Here is a 16,777-nt window from a genome sequence, read left to right as displayed (position 1 = left end):
TCGCTCACCTGCGTACGTCCATGATGTCGACACGCACTTTGTGGTCGGCGATGGCCTGCACGACCGTGCGAATCGCATTGGCCGTACGGCCCTTGCGACCGATGACACGGCCGATGTCCTCAGGGTTCACGCGCACGCGCAGCAGTTCGCCGCGCGCGTTCTCGTGGGATTTGACCGAAACGTCGTCCGGGAAATCCACGATGTTCTTGATGAGGTGTTCAACAGCTTGGGCGAGCATGTCACTCAGCCTTTTCCTCGGCCGGTGCTTCAGCGGTCTCCTCGGCCTTCTCAGCCTCGGCGGCGGCTTCGGCCTCAGCCTTGGCCTTGGCCTCAGCTTCGGACTTGGCGGCCTTCAGCTTCTGTGCCTGGGCTTCAGCGGCCTCGACACGAGCGGCGGCGTCAGGACCGGCTTCCGGGGTCTTCAGGGTGCCTTCGGCGCCCTCAATGCCCTTGAACTTCTGCCAGTCACCGGTGATCTTCAGCAGCTTGAGCACAGGCTCGGACGGCTGCGCGCCGACACCCAGCCAGTACTGAGCGCGCTCGGAGTCAATCTGGATAAGCGAAGGCTGCTTGTTCGGATCATAGATGCCGATCTCCTCGATGGAGCGGCCGTCGCGCTTATTGCGCGAATCCATGATTACTACGCGGTAGAACGCGTAGAACTTCTTGCCCATGCGCTTCAGACGAATCTTGGTTGCCAAAATGGCTCTCCTTGTATTGATAATGCGGGTTACAGCTTCTGTGTGGGGCACGGAAACCGAACCCACGTGTTCCTCATGACTGCGGAAAGAGAGGGCTCCGCACCCATGAATAACTGAACAAGTATAGCGCAAACCCCACGATGTTTCGGCGTGTCGTGCGCAGTGCCATCTCCTCTCCCACAAACTATCTACGCTAAGGCTCCTGTTTGCGTAGACAGTTTGTGGAGGGGAGGGAGGTTACCGCACACTCAAGGTGACGAGCAGCGCCCGATGATCGGTATCGCGCACGGTGATGGCTTGCGCCGAATGGAAGACCACACCGCTGTTCGCCAACGCATGGTCGAGTTCAATACGCGGCCACGGCGTCCAAGAGGGAAACGTCAGGGTCGGGCCATGCGCAACATCAAGGCTCGCGTCATGCACTCCGGCGGCAAGTACATCACGCAGGCACCGGTGGTCAAGGCAGGCGTTCAGATCCCCGAGTACGACCACAGGTTCCGGACTGGTCGCGATGGCATCCAGCGCCCGCACGCCGTACGACCATTCCCGGCACCCGCGCATCGGCGATTTCGTGTGTGCGGCGGCGAATGTGACTTGGCGTCCCGGATTGCTTGGAGCGCCCGGTGTGTCGCCGGCGTCCGCATCGATGGTGATGGCGGGAACATCCGCCGCATGAATATTCAGGAACGTCGCAATCCGCCCGACCGGTTCGGCGCGTGACCAGATCGCGTTGAACCCGCCGTTGTCTCCGGCATGCTGCGCGCCCTGCTGGCAGTAGGGCAGCAGCGTGTTCAAGCCCGCGTGCGAGAGTCGTTCGACGAGCTCGTCAGTGAGTTCTTCAAGCGCAAGCACATCGATGTGCCGCTCCCGGACCAGCCGCACGATGTTCTCGGCATCGGCACGTCCATAGCGGCAGTTGAGCGTCATCGCGCGGATGACACCGTCGGCAGAGGCTCCCGAATGGCCGGTTCCATCGGCCGCGGTGTTCGCCGTTGCCTGCGACGTGTTGGCAGTTCTGCCGAACAGATGCCGATAATACGGGGATTCGCCCGCAATCACCAGAACGAGCAGCAACGCATACAGCGCCGCACCCCACCAGCAGCCGAGCGCCGCCGACCAGACCGCGCCGATGACCGCCGGCACCCACAGATGCCGGTCAAGCGCGGTGCTGTACGGCATTGGCATATGCGCTTCCACACCCGCAGGCACAAAGCGCAGCAACCACCACAGCAGCAACAGGACGGCGATTATCGTCAATACCACAGCCATTCGCGTTCGCTCCATTCACGTCTGTACAGTTCACCTAACCTGTGATGGGCATTATAGTGGAGATGATGTGATGAGGCCCGCAAGCATCGCGAACGCTTGCGGGCCTCATGAGATTTGCTGATTCAACTGACTGATTCAATCATTGACGCCGCCGCCGGACGGCCATGAACCTGAATCGGCGTGGCTTCAGCCGAGCAGATCGCCCAATCCATTGCCGAGATTCGGCGGCAGATCAGGCATGCCGTTCTCGCCCATCATCTCCTGCAATCCGGCAGGAAGTGCGGGGTTCTGTGGCTTCTTGGCGAATGCGGAACCGCCGGAGCTCTTGCCGCCGCCAGCGAGCCGTTGACGCAATGCCTTCTCTTCGGCTTCGCGCTTCATCGGATTGCCGGACTTCGAGCCTTTCTTCTTCTTGCCGCCCTTCTTGTTCTTCTTGCCGCCGCCGGGGCCGCCGAATCCGGGGATACCACCCATACCGGCACGGTTAGTCATGCGGCGCATCATCTTGGATGCCTGCTCGAAGCGCTCCAGCAGACCATTGACCGCAGACACGGTATTGCCGGAACCATAGGCGATGCGGGCGCGGCGAGAGCCGTCGATGATCTTCGGGTTGCGACGCTCCTCAGGCGTCATCGAGCGGATAATCGCCTCGGTGCGGTCGATTTCATGCTCGTCGAGCTGCTCCAGCGCCTGACGATGGGCCGCCATGCCCGGAATCATGCCGAGCAGGTTCTTCATCGGGCCGAGTTTGCGCACCTGCTGCAACTGCTCTAAGAAGTCGTCAAGCCCGAAGGTGCCTTCGGACATCTTGGATGCCGCCTCGCGGGCCTGCTCCTCGTCGAACTGCTTCTGCGCCTGTTCGATAAGCGTGAGGATATCGCCCATATCGAGGATGCGGGACGCCATGCGATCGGGGTGGAAGACCTCGAAATCCTTGAGTCCCTCGCCGGTTGAGGCAAACAGGATCGGCTTGCCGGTCACGCTTGCGACCGACAGGGCGGCACCACCGCGGGCGTCGCCATCGAGCTTGGACAGGACCACGCCGGTGAAGTCCACGCCTTCGTCGAAGGCCTTCGCGGTCTTGACCGCATCCTGGCCAATCATCGCGTCGATGACGAACAGGATTTCATTGGGATGCACGGCGTCGCGGATGTCGCGCGCCTGCTTCATGAGCTCTTCGTCAACGCCCAAACGGCCGGCGGTATCGATGATGACGACGTCGTACAGCTTGCGCTTGGCGAATTCGATGGAATCGCGCGCAACCTTCACCGGGTCGCCCGTGGTCTGGCCGGGTGCTGCGACCGCCTCGCCGCCGTCGGACTGCACACCCTTCTCGGGCGCGTACACCGGTACGCCGGCGCGTTCGCCGACGACCTGCAACTGGGTGACCGCGTTCGGACGCTGCAAATCAGCGGCGACCAGCAGCGGGGTGTGACCGGCGTCTTTCAGCCAGTAACCGAGCTTGCCGGCGAGCGTGGTCTTACCGGCGCCCTGAAGGCCGGCGAGCATGATGATCGTCGGCGGGTTCTTCGCGAAATTCAGCGGACGGTCGACGCCGGCACCGAGAATCGCGGTCAACTCCTCGTTGACGATTTTCACGACCTGCTGTGCCGGATTCAGCGCCTGCGATACTTCCTCGCCGAGCGCGCGTTCACGCACGCGGCCGGTGAAGGAACGCACGACTTCAAGCGACACGTCGGCGTCGAGAAGCGCACGGCGGATTTCGCGGATGGTGCCGTCGATATCCGCTTCGGAAAGCTTGCCCTTGCTCTTCAAATGCTTGAAGGCATTCGAGAGCCGGTCTGTCAAAGAACTAAATGCTGCCATAATGCATTCCAGTCTAGCCGTGATGCGGGAAAAACCGCCACCCGCGCACCTCCTGTTTCTGCCGATGCTGGGACCGGTGTGAGCGTCGGTAATGGGTTGTGGTTCTGCTTCTACCGACGCTGACGGGTAGCTGAGCGTTGGTAGAAGCTTGCATACACAAACTGGTTACGCGTGGGCTCTCGTTAGCGTAGACAGTTTGGGGAGATGGACAGTCATGACTTTGCGCGATTGGGATTCCTAACGCCGTGGACCCTAACCTCGTAGGACCTCAAACCTCGTAGGAACCCTAACGCCGCAGGAATCCAAACGGCGCAGGAATCCAAACGGCGCAGGAACCGAGTCGCTCGGAATCCTGCGCCGTTCGCATCGTTGCTTCACTGTGCTGCTTACGCCATTTGCGTCACTTGAGCGACCAGGTCGAGCCGGACGGCGTGTCCTCGATGGCGATACCGACCGCCGCAAGCACGTCGCGAATCGCGTCGGCCTTCGCGAAATCCTTCGCGGCGCGCGCGGCCTGACGGGCCTGAAGCTGCTCGGAAACCAAAGCGTCGAGCGCGTCAGTGGCCTTGGAATCCCCGCCGTCTTCGGCACCGGCCCACGGTTCAGCCAGCGGATCGAGCCCGAGCGTATCGAGCATCGCGCGTACGGACACCAACGCCTCGCGCACCCGTGCCTGCACCACGTCATCGGCATGGTCCTCAACCTGCGACAACAGCGTGTTGCCGGAGCGAATCGTGTTGAAGACAGCTGCGATGGCACCGGACACGTTGATGTCGTCGTTCATCGCGTTGACAAAATCAGCAGGCAGCTGATCAGCGCCCACCGCGGTGATTTCCTCACGGGACGGCTGACCGCCGATGGCGGCGCCGGCGCGTTCGATGAAGTTGCTCACGCGCTCAAATGCGGCCTGCGCTTCGGTGAGCGTCTGGTCGGACCATTCAAGCATTGACCGGTATTGCACGGATCCGAGCGCGTAGCGCACCACCCACGCGCTGTGCTCGGCGAGCACAGCCGGCACGGACAGTCCGTTGCCCAATGATTTGGACATTTTCTCGCCCTTGGCGGTCACCCACGCCGAATGCATCCAGCGGGCCGCGGAATTCCAGCCGGCCGCGCGGGTCTGTGCCATCTCGTTCTCATGGTGTGGGAAGCGCAGATCGAGCCCGCCGCCATGGATGTCAAACGCCTCGCCCAGATACCGGTGGCTCATCGCGGAGCACTCGATATGCCAGCCGGGACGCCCCACGCCGAACGGGGTCGCCCAGCGCGCATCCTGCGGATCGGTGGCCTTCGGCGCCTTCCACAGTGCGAAATCACGGGGATCATGCTTGTCGGGGGAGGCATCGGCCGGGTCAATGGGGTTGTATTTGTCGTTGCCCGCTGCATCCACGCTCGGACCCATGCGGTCGGCGACCTCCGCGGCCTCATCCGTCTCGACGGCGCCCTGCTTCTGATGCGTCAATTCGCCGTAGTGCGGCCAGCTTGCCACATCGAAATACACGTTGCCGGTCGGGTTGCCGTCGGCGTCCTTCACCACGTAGGCGTGCCCGTTGCGGATAATCCGCTCGATGAGCTCGACCATGTCGGGGATATGCCCGGTCGCACGCGGCTCGACTGTAGGCGGCAGCACGCCGAGCGTATCGTAGGCGCGGGTGAACTCACGCTCGTAGTAATACGCGCGCGCCCACCACTGCTGGCCTGCGGCGGCGGCCTTATCAAGGATCTTGTCGTCGATATCGGTCACGTTGCGCACGAAAGTCACGTCATAGCCCAGACGCAACATCCAGCGGCGGACGATGTCGAAGGCGACGGCGGCGCGGATATGCCCGATATGCGGGGAGCTTTGCACCGTCGCACCACACACGTAGATCCCCACATGGCCGGGACGGATCGGCCTGAACGGCGACACGGCATGCGAGGCGGTGTCGTACAGATTCAGCCCGGCGGCGGCTCCAGCGAGCTCATGTGCGCCGGAAATGTTGGAATTCTGCGGTTTTTCGACGTTTCCCATACCCATGAGCGTATTCGATTTGCCAGACAAAATCGGCCGGGTGTCCGCATGTTTACATAGGCAATGCCACAATGGTGTGTATGACGCAACCAGAAGTGCTTATCGTGCAGCATGTCCCGTGGGAGAAGCCAGGGCGTATTTTGGATAGCCTTGAGGACTTGCAAATCCCGACGCAGACCGTCAACATCGTCAAGGAAAAGAAGCCCGACCTGCCGGATTTCAAGGAGCTCGCAGGCGTGGTGATCATGGGTGGGCCCATGGGCGCCCAGGACTATGACAAATACCCGGGTCTGAAGGCGGAGGAGAAGCTCGCGCGAGCCGCGATCAGCGTCGGCAAGCCGGTGCTCGGCATCTGCCTAGGCCATCAGATCATCGCCGGGGCGCTGGGCGCGAAGCTCAGCCACGGCAAGGAGCCGGAAATCGGTTTCGCTCCGATCAAGCGCGTTGACAAGCATGATTACTTCTCCATGTGGAGCAAGGAACTCAACGTTCTGCACTGGCACAACGACGTGGTCGGTCTGCCGGAGGGCGCCCAGCTGCTCGCCCGGTCGGCGAATACGAAAAACCAGGCGTTCCGGGCGGGCTCGGCCTTGGGCTTGCAGTTCCATCTGGAGGTCACGGCCACGCTGCTTGACGAATGGCTCGCCGAACCGGCCATGGTCGAGGGGATGAAGAAGTCGCAGATTGCCAAGATCCGCGATGATTTCGCCGAATACGACCCGCAGCTGCAGCCTTTGGCCGACCAGGTCTTCTCCGGGTTCGCGGCGCGTTGCGACACGTATATCCGCACGTTGCGCGGACGCTGATGCCGCTGCCGTGCCCTCGGCGGTCGGACTCGTCTGTCCGGGCGTGCCTATGCCGGGCGATACCATGGGGGCATTATGCCGACTTATGATCTTGGACTGGAACACGTTTCGCTTTCGTTCGCCACGAAAACCATCTTCACCGATGTCACGCAAGGGGTGTTTGAGGGCGACCGCATCGGTATCGTTGGACGCAACGGCGACGGCAAATCCACGTTGTTGCGCCTATTTTCCGGGGAGCAGCAGCCCGATTCCGGCCGTGTAATCACGCGCAACGGGCTGACCTTCGGCATGCTCAGGCAACGTGATCCGCTGGACGACAACGCGACGCTGCGCGAGGCGGCGCTCGAGGGGCGCGAAGACTACGAATGGGCGTCCGACACGTCATCGCGCGAAATCGTTGAGGCGCTGCTCGGAGGCATGAGCCTTGACGCCAAAGTCGGCTCGCTGTCCGGCGGCCAGCGCCGTCGCGCCGATCTGGCCCGTCTGCTGCTCAAGGACTGGGATATCCTCGCGTTGGACGAGCCGACCAACCATCTTGACGTCGTGACGATTCACTGGCTTGCCGAACACCTGAAGAACCGTTGGGCGTCCGGTCAGGGTGCGCTGCTGCTGGTCACCCACGACCGGTGGTTCCTTGACGAGGTGTGCGAATCGATGTGGGAAGTGCACGACGGGCTGATCGACCCCTTCGAAGGCGGGTACAGCGCGTACGTGCTACAACGCGTGGAACGTGACCGTCAGGCCGATGTGCGTGAGGAACGCCGACGCAATCTCGCCCGCAAGGAGCTCGCATGGTTGTCCCGTGGCGCGAGGGCGCGTTCGACCAAACAGAAGTTTCACGTGAAACAGGCACGCGAACTGATCGCCGATGTGCCGCCGATGCGCAACACGTTGGAATTGAAACAGATGGCGACATCCCGGCTGGGCAAACAGGTCGTCGATCTGATTGATGTGACGCAGATTTATTCGCAGGATGACGAGCGTCGACTTGATGCCGATGCTGCCGCCGTCACCGCGGCATCCGGGCGTGTGGACGTGGTTCCGCCGCTGTATGCCGAGCCGATTGTCACCGGTTCGGTCCAGCTGTCCGTCGACCCGGATGCGCCGATTCCCGGCACAGGGGAGCGCGAGGCTTCCGCTCATGTGTCCGAGGCAAGCGATGCGGACGGGATGCCGGCCGCTGATACCGCCGCCGCACGCACGGTGACCGTATCCGGGCGCAAAATCCTTGATGATGTGACCTGGCTGATCGGCCCAGGCGACCGATTCGGCATCGTCGGTGCCAATGGCGCCGGCAAATCCACGCTGCTCAGGATCATCGACGGCACCCTCACCCCGACGTGCGGGCACGTGAATATCGGCAAAACCGTGAAATTCGCGGTACTTTCGCAGCGGCTCGACGAGCTGGAGAAACTCGGCAAATACAAGATCAAGGAAGTGCTCAGCCGATACAAGCCAAGCTATATCGTCGACGGCAAGGAAGTCACTCCTGCCCAGCTTATGGAACGGCTCGGCTTTTCGTCAGCCCAGCTCATGACACCGATCAGGGACCTGTCAGGCGGCCAGAAACGCCGGATGCAGCTGTTGCTAATCCTGCTTGACGAGCCCAATGTTCTCATCCTCGACGAGCCGGGCAACGACTTGGACACCGACATGCTCGCGGTGATGGAGGATTTGCTTGACACCTGGCCGGGCACGCTGATCGTCGTATCGCACGATCGGTACTTGCTGGAACGCGTCACCGACGAGCAGTTCGCGTTGATTGGCGGCAAAGTCAGGCATCTGCCCGGCGGCGTTGGCGACTACCTTGATATGGTCGAACAGGCCAGGAAAGACGGCGATTGGTCGGCTATTCTCGGCACCGGCGATGACCGGAAGGGCGGCACTGGTACCAAGGGTGGCTCCGCCGCCTCGGATGACGGCAAGCAGCCGGACACCGACCAAGCCAAGCCCCAGACGCATAAGCTGGGCGGCAAGGAATTCCACCAGGTGTCCAAGCGGGTGTCCGCCATCGAGCGCAAACTGGCGAAACTCGAGGAAAACCGCGCTGATATCGAGGCGAAGATGGCCGCGCATGATCCCAGTGATTTCGCCGGACTCAACGAGCTCAACACGCAGCTCAACGCAGTGACGGACGAGAAGGACTCGCTTGAAGCCGAATGGCTGGAACTATCCGAAGAGTTGGAAGGCTGACCGGCGGGCAAATGACATCTGAGCTGGACAGTCATCCAGTTCAGATGCTGCACGCCAATCGTTTGGTGGACAGGCGACCGCCTGCCAGACGGACATCTGCCAGGCGGGCGACCTTTGAAGCAGCCAATCTCGCTTGCCTATGAAACAGCCCCGTGAAGCCTTGGGTTTCACGGGGCTGTTTCATAGGCAAGCGTACGGCTCGTACACTTCGCACAAATCGCTGATAATCAGCGGCCGGTAATCTCCGAACCGATGACCTTCTCGCTCAGCGCCTTCGGACCGCGGGTCACCGCGACCGCGCCGGAACGGACCAGCTCAATCACGCCGTAATGCTCAAGCAGACCGAGCAGCGCGTCAATCTTACCTTCCGCGCCGGTCGCTTCGATGGTCAGCGACTCCGGGTTCACGTCGACCACGCGCACACGGAACAGACGCACAATCTCGAGCACGTCGGAACGGTTGGATTCGTCGGCGCTGACCTTGATGAGCACAAGTTCGCGTTCGACCGTGTTGTTCGGATCCAGCTCGACGATCTTCAGCACATGCAGCAGTTTGTTGAGCTGCTTGATAATCTGCTCCAGCGGTACCGCCTCGACATCGGCCGTCACCGTGATGCGGGAGATATCCGGGCGTTCCGTAGGCGAAACGGACAGCGAGTTGATGTTGAACGCACGACGGGCGAACAGGCCGGCCACGCGCGCGAGCACGCCAGGACGGTTTTCGACCAGCACGGACAGGGTGTGACGCTCGGAACCGGGCTGTGATGCGGGATAGTTTGCCATGATGACTCCTCTAAACCTCGATGCCTTCCTTGCTGGACTCACGCCGCGTCCGCGGCTGCGACGGAATTGCCAGTGCTGCCGGCTGCGGCCTTCGCCTGTGCGGCGGGGCTGAGCAACGGTCGGACACCCGGACGGTAGGCGACCTCGTCGTTCGAGGCACCAGCCGGAACCATCGGCCACACCATCGCGTCCTTCCAGACGCGGAAGTCGATGAGCACCGGGCGGTCGTTGATCGCATTGGCCTTCTTGATCGCCTCAAGCGCCTCATCCTTGGTGAATGCGCGCATGCCGACGCAGTCGTAAGCCTCCGCCAGCTTCACGAAATCAGGCACATCGACGATATCGTCGCGGTTCTCACCGTCGTTCAGGCTTGTCGCCGAATAATGATGGTCGAAGAACAGGGTCTGCCACTGGCGGACCATGCCGTACACGGAATTGTTGATGATCGCGATCTTGACCGGCGTGTGGTCGAGCAGGGCGGTCGCCAACTCCTCTGAGGTCATCTGGAAGCTGCCGTCGCCGTCGATAAGCCACACCGGCTTGCGGCCGTTGAATTCGCGCTGCGAGCCGACCTTCGCGCCGATCGCGGCGGGCAGGCCGAAGCCCATTGTGCCCAGGCCGCCGGAGGAGATCCACGAATGCGGATGCTCGAAGTCGATAAGCTGCGACGCCCACATCTGGTGCTGGCCGACGCCCGCGACCCAGATGGTCTCGGGATCGGCGTTCTTGGACAGCTGCTCGACGACCCACTGCGGGGAGAGCGATCCGTCCACGGGGGCGTCCTGCGGTTCGTCGTACGTGGTCGGATACTTTTCGCGCCATTCGTTGATCTGTGCCCACCACGGCTTGAGGTTCGGCTTGCTGTGGATAGCCTGCTGACGCTTGATTTCGGGGATTAGGTCGTCAAGCACTTCGGCCACGTCGCCGACGATTGGCACGTCGGGCTGACGGTTCTTGCCGATTTCTGCCGGGTCGATGTCGATGTGGATGACGCGGGCGGCGGGAGCGAAGGAATCGAGCCGGCCGGTCACTCGATCGGAGAATCGCGAACCGATGGCGACCAGCAAATCGCAACGCTGGACCGCGCCGGTCGCGGCGATGGTGCCGTGCATACCGAGCATGCCGAGCACCTTCGGATCGGAATCCGGGACGATGCCGCGTGCGGGAAGCGTGGTGACGATTGGTGCGCCCGTCAGATCGGCGAGTTCCTTGACCTGCTTGCCGGCGTTGGAGCGGACCGCGCCGCCACCTACATACAGCACCGGGCGGTAGGACTGCGAGAACAGCTTCGCGGCATCCGACAGCACATGGCCATGCGCCTTGGTGGTGGGGTTGTAGCCGGGAAGAATCATTCGCTGCGGCCAGGAGTAATACATCTGGCCGTTTTGCGCGGTCTTCGTCAAATCGACGACCACCGGGCCGGGGCGGCCGGAACCGGCGATGTAGTAGGCTTCGGCGAGCACACGCGGAACATCCTGCGCATTCGTGACCAGATATGAATGCTTGGCGACCGGGTAGGTGATGCCGACGATATCGGCCTCCTGGAAGGCATCGGTACCGATGGCGCCCACGCCCACCTGGCCGGTGATGACGACCATCGGGATGGAATCCATATTGGCGTCCGCGATGGCGGTGACCACGTTCGTGGCGCCCGGGCCGGAGGTGACGATGCACACGCCGACCTTGCCGGTAGCGACGGCGTATCCTTCTGCCGCATGGCCTGCAGCCTGCTCATGACGGGTCAGCACGAAGCGGAACTTGGTGTGCTGGTTGATGGCGTTGTAAACAGGCAGGATGGCTCCGCCGGGGATGCCGAATACGTCCTTGACGCCCAGATCCTCCAGTGCACGGACCAGCGCCTGTGCGCCGGTCATTTTCTCACCGTCGACGATGGACTGTTTCTCCGTTGCGGTTGCCTTAGGCACGCCGCTGAATGCCTGAAGTGGCGTTGGTGTAGCCATGATCCCTCTCATGTGTGTATTGGTGGTGCTCCGCTGCGGCGTCGCCCCTGGTGAGGCGCAACCCGGTGAGGCTCCTGTACCGCCTGTCCCGCTTGTGGCGGTCTGGCAGGCAAGATAGTTGTATTGGTCTTATCGTAATCGCCTGTGGAGAGATAATCGCCGGACCGACCACATGATGGTAACGGTTCGGCGATTATCTCTGTAGAGGCGTTGCGGCTGGGTGAGGGCGTTGCGGCTGTCTGCGGGGCTGACCAGCACGTTGCCTGCGGAGACCTGTGCGCCTGCCTGCAACGGTGGCGTGTATGGGCCGTCAGGCGGCGTCAGTTGCGTGGTCGGTACCTGTGGTTGCGGTGCTGTCGTCAGCGTTGCCGTTGCCGCTGATGTCCTTACCGTCGTTGTTGCCATTAACATCTGCGGTATCGCCGGAGCCTGCATGGGCGCGCATACGATTGCAGTCACGTTCGCGTTGTTTGAGCGTATGCCACGCCTGTTCCGCCGCGGCAAGTTGCGCCTTGCGCTTGCTGGTCCCCGAACCGGTCCCCAGCAGCGGGTCCTCGCCTTCCTGCGCGATTGAGCCATGTTCGTCACGGATCGGCAGTGTCCAGCGCTTGCCATATCCGCCGGGAAGAATGGCCCGGGCGGTGAACTGTTGCGCGTATTCCGGACCGCTGACCGACATGCGGTACACCGGCTCGGTCAAATCCATGTGATGGGCGAGCACGGTCAGCGAGGTCTTCCAATCCAAAGCCGGGCCTTCTGTGGCGACTTCCCGGAGCGTATCGTCCACCAGCCGGTGAACCACTTCGCGTGCCCCGTCGATGCCGTGTTCGACGAAAGTGGCGCCGATCAGGGATTCAACGATGTCGCACAGAATGGAACTTTTATCAGCTCCGCCGGATTCGGATTCGCCGTGGCCGAGCAGAATGAATCGTCCGACATGGAGTTTGTCGCGCGCAATGGCCGACAACGATTCCTCGGACACCGCCTTGGCCCGCATCTTCGCCAGCTGCCCTTCCGTCATGTCGGGATGCGCCTTGAACAAGGTCTCCGTGGAGACCAGTTCCAGCACTGCATCGCCGAGGAACTCGAGCCGCTCATAGTTGGGGGCGCCGGGATGCTCATGGGAGAACGAGCGGTGCGTCAACGCCTGGACGAGAAGCTCGGGGCTGATAGTGGTGCCGAGTGCGTCGAGCAGTTCCTTGGTCGGCGCCTGATTCGCCGCTTCCTGTCCGGAAACGCCGACATGATGTCGTTGCTGGGACATCTCGTCGGTATGGTTTGCGGGCGATGCGCCGGATGGGTGGCGCTTGTGGTGGCGCTGATGTTCTGGTGTGCCGTCGCGGTTGATAGCCATGCTGGGTTCCCCTGTCTGTGTCCTGTTCTGTCGTCATGCGTGGTGCGTGACGGCTCGGCGGCTTCCGGTGTTCTGCTGACGGCCGAATTAGGGGATGTCCCCGTTGTGGTAGCCGGCAGGATGCCTGAAGTCCATGTCTTGATAGCTTGCGCCTCAGGGATTGCTCGTCGGTTGGCGGGCATTCCTTCTGTGCAAGACCTGACCACTATCATACCGGCGGCCGTGATATTGCCGGTTTCGGCACAGCACACCAAGGGGGACGGGTGGGGGTATCTGCTCGGTGTGCGACGTCTCGGTCGCACTGCGGACGGAATCGTCGCAGATACGACAGAACCCTGCCACCCGTCGATGGCAGGGTTCTGATCTACTGAATTACCTCAGCTGCTCCGGAGCGCTCACTTGGTGTGGGCGGACTGGATGGCGTCACGATAGACGCGGCCGCGGAAGGAGCCGCAGCTCGGGCAAGCCACGTGCGGCAGCGTCGGGGCGCCGCAGTTCGGGCAGGTGACGGTCTGCGCGGCAGACGCTTTCCAGTTCGCGCGACGCGAATGCGTATTGGCGCGCGAGGTCTTGTACTTAGGCAGTGCCATGGTGTAATCCTCTATTTCGTTCGAACGATTGAGCTTAAGCGTTCAGAATTGTACCGCATAGCTCGTACAACGTCCATCGGAGCGGCATGGCGCCGGTCAGTGATCCTTCGTCTCCCGCTCAAGCTGTTCCTTGAGCCCGGCGAGTGCCGCGAATCGGATGTCCGTGGTGTCGTGCTTGTGTTCGGGGTGCTCGTTGAGGTTGATGCCGCATTGCGGGCACAAGCCTTTGCAGTCGGGCTGGCACAGCGGTTGCAGCGGCAGGCTTTCGGCGAAGGTGTCGCGCAGCAGGGCCTCGAGATCGGCGAAGCAACTGTCGGGGCTAAGCGGGTAGGTGTCTTCGGATTCCTCTTCTCCGGCGATGATGTCGGTGTCGTCGTCCGTTTCGTCTTCCTTGTAGGAGTAGGGGAAGAACGCGGTGACGTCGGTGCCCCAGTCGTGTTGCAGAGGTTTGAGGCAGCGGGTGCATTCCGCGTGGACGGGGGCGGTGATGTGGGCGTGGAATACCAGGCCGTCCACGATGGAATCGAACGCTCCGTTCACATGAATCGGTTCACCTTCGGTCACGCCGACAATGGCGTCGCCGATTCCGCTCGGGGCGGGGAAGTCCGCGTCCACGGGGGAGCTTTGCCCCGGTCGTGAGGCGACTTGCGCCACGGATACTGCCCATGCTGAATCTTCTGGACGTGCCATATCAAGCCTCCGGATAGTCGTCTGATTGGATGTGGTCAAGCCGTGCGCTCGCTTCGCGTTCGCGCTGGTCGAGTACTGTCAGGCCGCCCCGCACATCTTGGCTGAGCTTGTCGAGCTGGTCTTGCAGACCTTGCATGACATCGGTGCAGTACTGGTTGGCGCCGCTGGTGAGTTTGTCGGCTTGTGTTTGTGCCTGGTCGAGGATAGCACGCGCTTTCTGCTTCGCGATATTGGTGATGTTGTCCTGCCCGGCGAGGAACTGCGCCTGCTCCTGGGCGTCCCGCACGATGTCCGCGGCGCGGCTTTGGGCGGACGAAACGACGACGTTCGCTTGGGTTTGCGCGTTTTCGAGACGGCGTTCCGCTTCGCGCATCAGCGCCGAGGCGCGTTCCAGCTGGACGGGCAGCATGGCTTTCAATTCGTCGAGTTGGCTTGCGAATGCGTCGCGGTCGATTCTGACTTGGGAAGGGGTGAAGATGCTGCTTTTTGCCTCGTCAAGCTGCTGTTCAAGAGAGTCGATGATGTCGTAGACGGTGGTGAATTCCGCGCGGCTCTGGTCCTCCGGATCGGCGTGCGGGTCAAGAACGTGCGGATCGGCGGCATGCGGGTCGCGTCGCGAGTTGGCACGCACATCATTGCGACCGGTGGAAGCGTCTGCGCGGTCGTCGTCCGCGGGTGTGTCCGCGTTGGCGCCGCCGCGGCTCGACGGGTCGCGCAAATCCGGCAGGGAAGACATATCGAACGGGGAGAACACCGGTTTCGCCGTCGGTTTCGTGTTTTCGGGGTGTTCTGCGACTTGTGCGGTACGAGTGTTGCCGTCATGGGGGACGGCGCTCGGGTCGTCCCCCGCGGCGGGTGCGTCTTGCCTGGCGTCGGCGGATGGTGCCGATGCAGAAAGCGGCGTGGTCTGGTGTTGTGCGGGAGTCTGGGCGTTTGCTGACATGCTGGCTGACGCGCTGACTGGTTCGTTTGCCGGATTGCTCGCTGGAGCACCCGTTTGACCGTCGCCGGTATCGGTTGCGTGCTGAGGATCGTTGGCGTTGTTGGCTTCCTCGCCTGTCATGCTGTCTCCTTGCTACCTGTGGTGTCCTGTGGCTGTCAGTGTCGGTGTGCGGTCGGTCGCGCTCGCCGCATCCGCAATGTCCTGCTGCCACATCGTTGCGTCTTCCTCTATCGTAGGCGATACGCCGGCGGTGTCGGGATCGTTTTCTGCGGTGTGTTACCGGTTATTTCCCGGCTTGTTGACCCTGTTCTTCCTCGTGCAACGCCCGTTCGAGCAGGGGGATGACGCAATCGGGGACCATGCCGGTCACATCGCCACCATGGCGGGCGACATCTTTGACGACGGAGCTGGAAATGTGCTCAAGCACCGGGTCGGCGGGCAGGAACAGGGTTTCCACGCCGGCGAGTTTGCGGTTGACGAGCGCCATGCCGAGTTCCGCCTCGTAATCGCCGTTCTGCCGCAGGCCTTTGACGATGACGGTTGCGCCCACTTTCTTGCAATAATCGGTGATAAGGCCGTCGGTGGATGCGACGGTCACGTTGTCGCAGGTCCCTCCGAGGGCCTGACGGATGATATCAACCCGGGTGTGTTCGGAAAACATCGGTGTTTTCGCTGCGTTGACGGCTACGACCACATGCACTTGCGTGAAGAAACGCGAGCAGCGTCGGATAACGTCAAGATGTCCGGCGGTTACCGGGTCGAACGAGCCGGGGCATACTGCGATAGTCATAGCACAAGCGTACCGCGTTTCCCGCCGGGAGCGTCAGCTGTCTCAACGTCGGTAGAAGGTTGTGCCGCCGCTGAGTGGCTGGTGAGCGTCGGTAGAAGGTCGCGCTTCTGTTTCTGCCGACGCTGTGTGGGTCGTGAATGTCGATAGAAGGTGGCGGGGGCGACGGGCCGTGGGCGCTTCCGGCGATGTGCCGCCGCCGTCGGATATCTCGCGTGACTATGATGGTGGCATCGACGACAATCCGGTGGAAGGCGGAAACTCATGAACAGGTACGGAGAAAGCATCAGCGACAACAAGAATATGCTCGTGGAAGAATCCTTCGATACGCTCAGGGCATCGGGCTCAGCGGCGGGCATAGCAACGGGCCGAGCTGCGGGCGCCACAGCCGGATTCGCTGCGGGTTCCGTGGCGGGGCTGATCGCACGCGATGCGGATGAGGCAGTCTCCCCGCTGTCGAATCCGGATTCCGCGACCGGCACGGCGGTGTTGGAGCGCCCGCAGGCGGAAGAGAAGCTCAAAGGCACTGATGACGGCGACGCGGACCGTTTCGCACATTATGTCTCCAAGCGCCGCATGGAGCAGTCGCGCCTGACCGGTCGTCCGGTGGTCGCGTTGTGCGGCAAGATCTGGGTGCCGAAGCATGATCCGTCGCAGTATCCGGTATGCCCGGAATGCAAGCGCATCTATGAGCAGATGATGGGCGGCGCCGGCAACGGGGGCGAGTGAGCCCCGTTCCCTGCCGACATGCCTTCCCGCGTGCGAATGATATCAATATGACGAATGCGATGGGCCGGCTGTGGGGCGTTGAAACGTCCTCGCAGCCGGCCCATCGTGCATATGGATGCAAAACCATGCGCTGA

The 16,777-nt window shown here is 62.2% G+C and carries 15 protein-coding genes; 3 read left to right on the top strand and 12 right to left on the bottom strand.

Annotated features, from left to right (window positions below; translation table 11 throughout):
• Positions 1–4 precede the first annotated feature (4 nt).
• From ACTQYB_RS05670 to cysS, 5 genes are all read right to left on the bottom strand, one after another.
• Positions 5–238, bottom strand: coding sequence for an RNA-binding protein (locus ACTQYB_RS05670; RefSeq protein ID WP_015449829.1), 234 nt, complete (start codon positions 236–238; stop codon positions 5–7).
• 1 nt (position 239) lies between these two features.
• A complete protein-coding gene (gene rpsP / locus ACTQYB_RS05665; protein WP_033493826.1) occupies positions 240–701 on the bottom strand; it encodes a 30S ribosomal protein S16 in 462 nt (153 codons plus the stop codon).
• Positions 702–938: 237 nt separating this feature from the next.
• Positions 939–1,970: an endonuclease/exonuclease/phosphatase family protein gene (locus ACTQYB_RS05660; RefSeq protein ID WP_441482072.1), complete on the bottom strand. Its 1,032-nt coding sequence runs from the start codon at positions 1,968–1,970 to the stop codon at positions 939–941.
• A 186-nt stretch (positions 1,971–2,156) separates the two neighbouring features.
• Positions 2,157–3,797: a signal recognition particle protein gene (ffh, locus tag ACTQYB_RS05655; RefSeq protein WP_015449832.1), complete on the bottom strand. Its 1,641-nt coding sequence runs from the start codon at positions 3,795–3,797 to the stop codon at positions 2,157–2,159.
• A 400-nt stretch (positions 3,798–4,197) separates the two neighbouring features.
• Entirely contained in the window at positions 4,198–5,808 is a 1,611-nt protein-coding gene (cysS, locus tag ACTQYB_RS05650; protein ID WP_441482073.1) for a cysteine--tRNA ligase, read from the bottom strand.
• An 80-nt stretch (positions 5,809–5,888) separates the two neighbouring features.
• Here cysS and ACTQYB_RS05645 point away from each other — a divergent pair, with 80 nt between their 5' ends.
• Both ACTQYB_RS05645 and ACTQYB_RS05640 read left to right on the top strand, forming a co-directional pair.
• Positions 5,889–6,614 (top strand): type 1 glutamine amidotransferase, encoded by a 726-nt coding sequence (locus ACTQYB_RS05645; protein ID WP_033506756.1) that lies wholly within the window; start codon positions 5,889–5,891, stop codon positions 6,612–6,614.
• A 75-nt stretch (positions 6,615–6,689) separates the two neighbouring features.
• Positions 6,690–8,807, top strand: a complete 2,118-nt coding sequence (locus tag ACTQYB_RS05640; RefSeq protein ID WP_441482074.1) for an ABC-F family ATP-binding cassette domain-containing protein — start codon at positions 6,690–6,692, stop codon at positions 8,805–8,807.
• Between the two features lie 227 nt (positions 8,808–9,034).
• Here the strand turns inward: ACTQYB_RS05640 and ilvN are convergent, their stop codons facing one another.
• The 7 genes from ilvN to coaD all read right to left on the bottom strand — a co-directional run bounded on the left by ilvN (position 9,035) and on the right by coaD (position 15,917).
• Positions 9,035–9,589 (bottom strand): acetolactate synthase small subunit, encoded by a 555-nt coding sequence (gene ilvN, locus ACTQYB_RS05635; RefSeq protein ID WP_015449836.1) that lies wholly within the window; start codon positions 9,587–9,589, stop codon positions 9,035–9,037.
• 38 nt (positions 9,590–9,627) lie between these two features.
• On the bottom strand, positions 9,628–11,550 hold the full coding sequence (locus tag ACTQYB_RS05630) for an acetolactate synthase large subunit (protein ID WP_033506760.1): 1,923 nt from the start codon (positions 11,548–11,550) through the stop codon (positions 9,628–9,630).
• A gap of 310 nt (positions 11,551–11,860) precedes the next feature.
• Entirely contained in the window at positions 11,861–12,814 is a 954-nt protein-coding gene (gene rnc / locus ACTQYB_RS05625; RefSeq protein WP_152570390.1) for a ribonuclease III, read from the bottom strand.
• Positions 12,815–13,299: 485 nt separating this feature from the next.
• A complete protein-coding gene (rpmF, locus tag ACTQYB_RS05620; RefSeq protein WP_015449839.1) occupies positions 13,300–13,494 on the bottom strand; it encodes a 50S ribosomal protein L32 in 195 nt (64 codons plus the stop codon).
• Between the two features lie 96 nt (positions 13,495–13,590).
• Positions 13,591–14,184, bottom strand: coding sequence for a YceD family protein (locus ACTQYB_RS05615; RefSeq protein ID WP_441482075.1), 594 nt, complete (start codon positions 14,182–14,184; stop codon positions 13,591–13,593).
• Between the two features lies 1 nt (position 14,185).
• On the bottom strand, positions 14,186–15,127 hold the full coding sequence (locus ACTQYB_RS05610; protein WP_441482109.1) for a cell division protein: 942 nt from the start codon (positions 15,125–15,127) through the stop codon (positions 14,186–14,188).
• A gap of 283 nt (positions 15,128–15,410) precedes the next feature.
• Entirely contained in the window at positions 15,411–15,917 is a 507-nt protein-coding gene (gene coaD / locus ACTQYB_RS05605) for a pantetheine-phosphate adenylyltransferase (protein WP_033493832.1), read from the bottom strand.
• 405 nt (positions 15,918–16,322) lie between these two features.
• On the opposite strand from coaD, the gene ACTQYB_RS05600 reads away from it, so the two are divergent.
• A complete protein-coding gene (locus ACTQYB_RS05600; RefSeq protein WP_026650547.1) occupies positions 16,323–16,643 on the top strand; it encodes a DUF3039 domain-containing protein in 321 nt (106 codons plus the stop codon).
• Positions 16,644–16,777: the final 134 nt, after the last annotated feature.

It is taken from the genome of Bifidobacterium sp. LCP19S3_E9 (assembly GCF_052121135.1).
GTDB lineage: Bacteria > Actinomycetota > Actinomycetes > Actinomycetales > Bifidobacteriaceae > Bifidobacterium > Bifidobacterium thermacidophilum.
The sequence above is the reverse complement of the archived record's forward strand: the minus strand, read 5'-3'. Positions and strand labels throughout refer to the sequence as shown.

Bases quoted from the DNA above. Each gene is read 5' to 3' on its own strand.
- ACTQYB_RS05670 (WP_015449829.1), bottom strand. From the start codon at position 238: ATGCTCGCCCAAGCTGTTGAACACCTCATCAAGAACATCGTGGATTTC.
- ACTQYB_RS05660 (WP_441482072.1), bottom strand. From the start codon at position 1,970: ATGGCTGTGGTATTGACGATAATCGCCGTCCTGTTGCTGCTGTGGTGG.
- ffh (WP_015449832.1), bottom strand. From the start codon at position 3,797: ATGGCAGCATTTAGTTCTTTGACAGACCGGCTCTCGAATGCCTTCAAG.
- cysS (WP_441482073.1), bottom strand. From the start codon at position 5,808: ATGGGAAACGTCGAAAAACCGCAGAATTCCAACATTTCCGGCGCACAT.
- ACTQYB_RS05645 (WP_033506756.1), top strand. From the start codon at position 5,889: ATGACGCAACCAGAAGTGCTTATCGTGCAGCATGTCCCGTGGGAGAAG.
- ACTQYB_RS05640 (WP_441482074.1), top strand. From the start codon at position 6,690: ATGCCGACTTATGATCTTGGACTGGAACACGTTTCGCTTTCGTTCGCC.
- ilvN (WP_015449836.1), bottom strand. From the start codon at position 9,589: ATGGCAAACTATCCCGCATCACAGCCCGGTTCCGAGCGTCACACCCTG.
- ACTQYB_RS05630 (WP_033506760.1), bottom strand. From the start codon at position 11,550: ATGGCTACACCAACGCCACTTCAGGCATTCAGCGGCGTGCCTAAGGCA.
- rnc (WP_152570390.1), bottom strand. From the start codon at position 12,814: ATGTCCCAGCAACGACATCATGTCGGCGTTTCCGGACAGGAAGCGGCG.
- rpmF (WP_015449839.1), bottom strand. From the start codon at position 13,494: ATGGCACTGCCTAAGTACAAGACCTCGCGCGCCAATACGCATTCGCGT.
- ACTQYB_RS05615 (WP_441482075.1), bottom strand. From the start codon at position 14,184: ATGGCACGTCCAGAAGATTCAGCATGGGCAGTATCCGTGGCGCAAGTC.
- ACTQYB_RS05610 (WP_441482109.1), bottom strand. From the start codon at position 15,127: ATGTCAGCAAACGCCCAGACTCCCGCACAACACCAGACCACGCCGCTT.
- coaD (WP_033493832.1), bottom strand. From the start codon at position 15,917: ATGACTATCGCAGTATGCCCCGGCTCGTTCGACCCGGTAACCGCCGGA.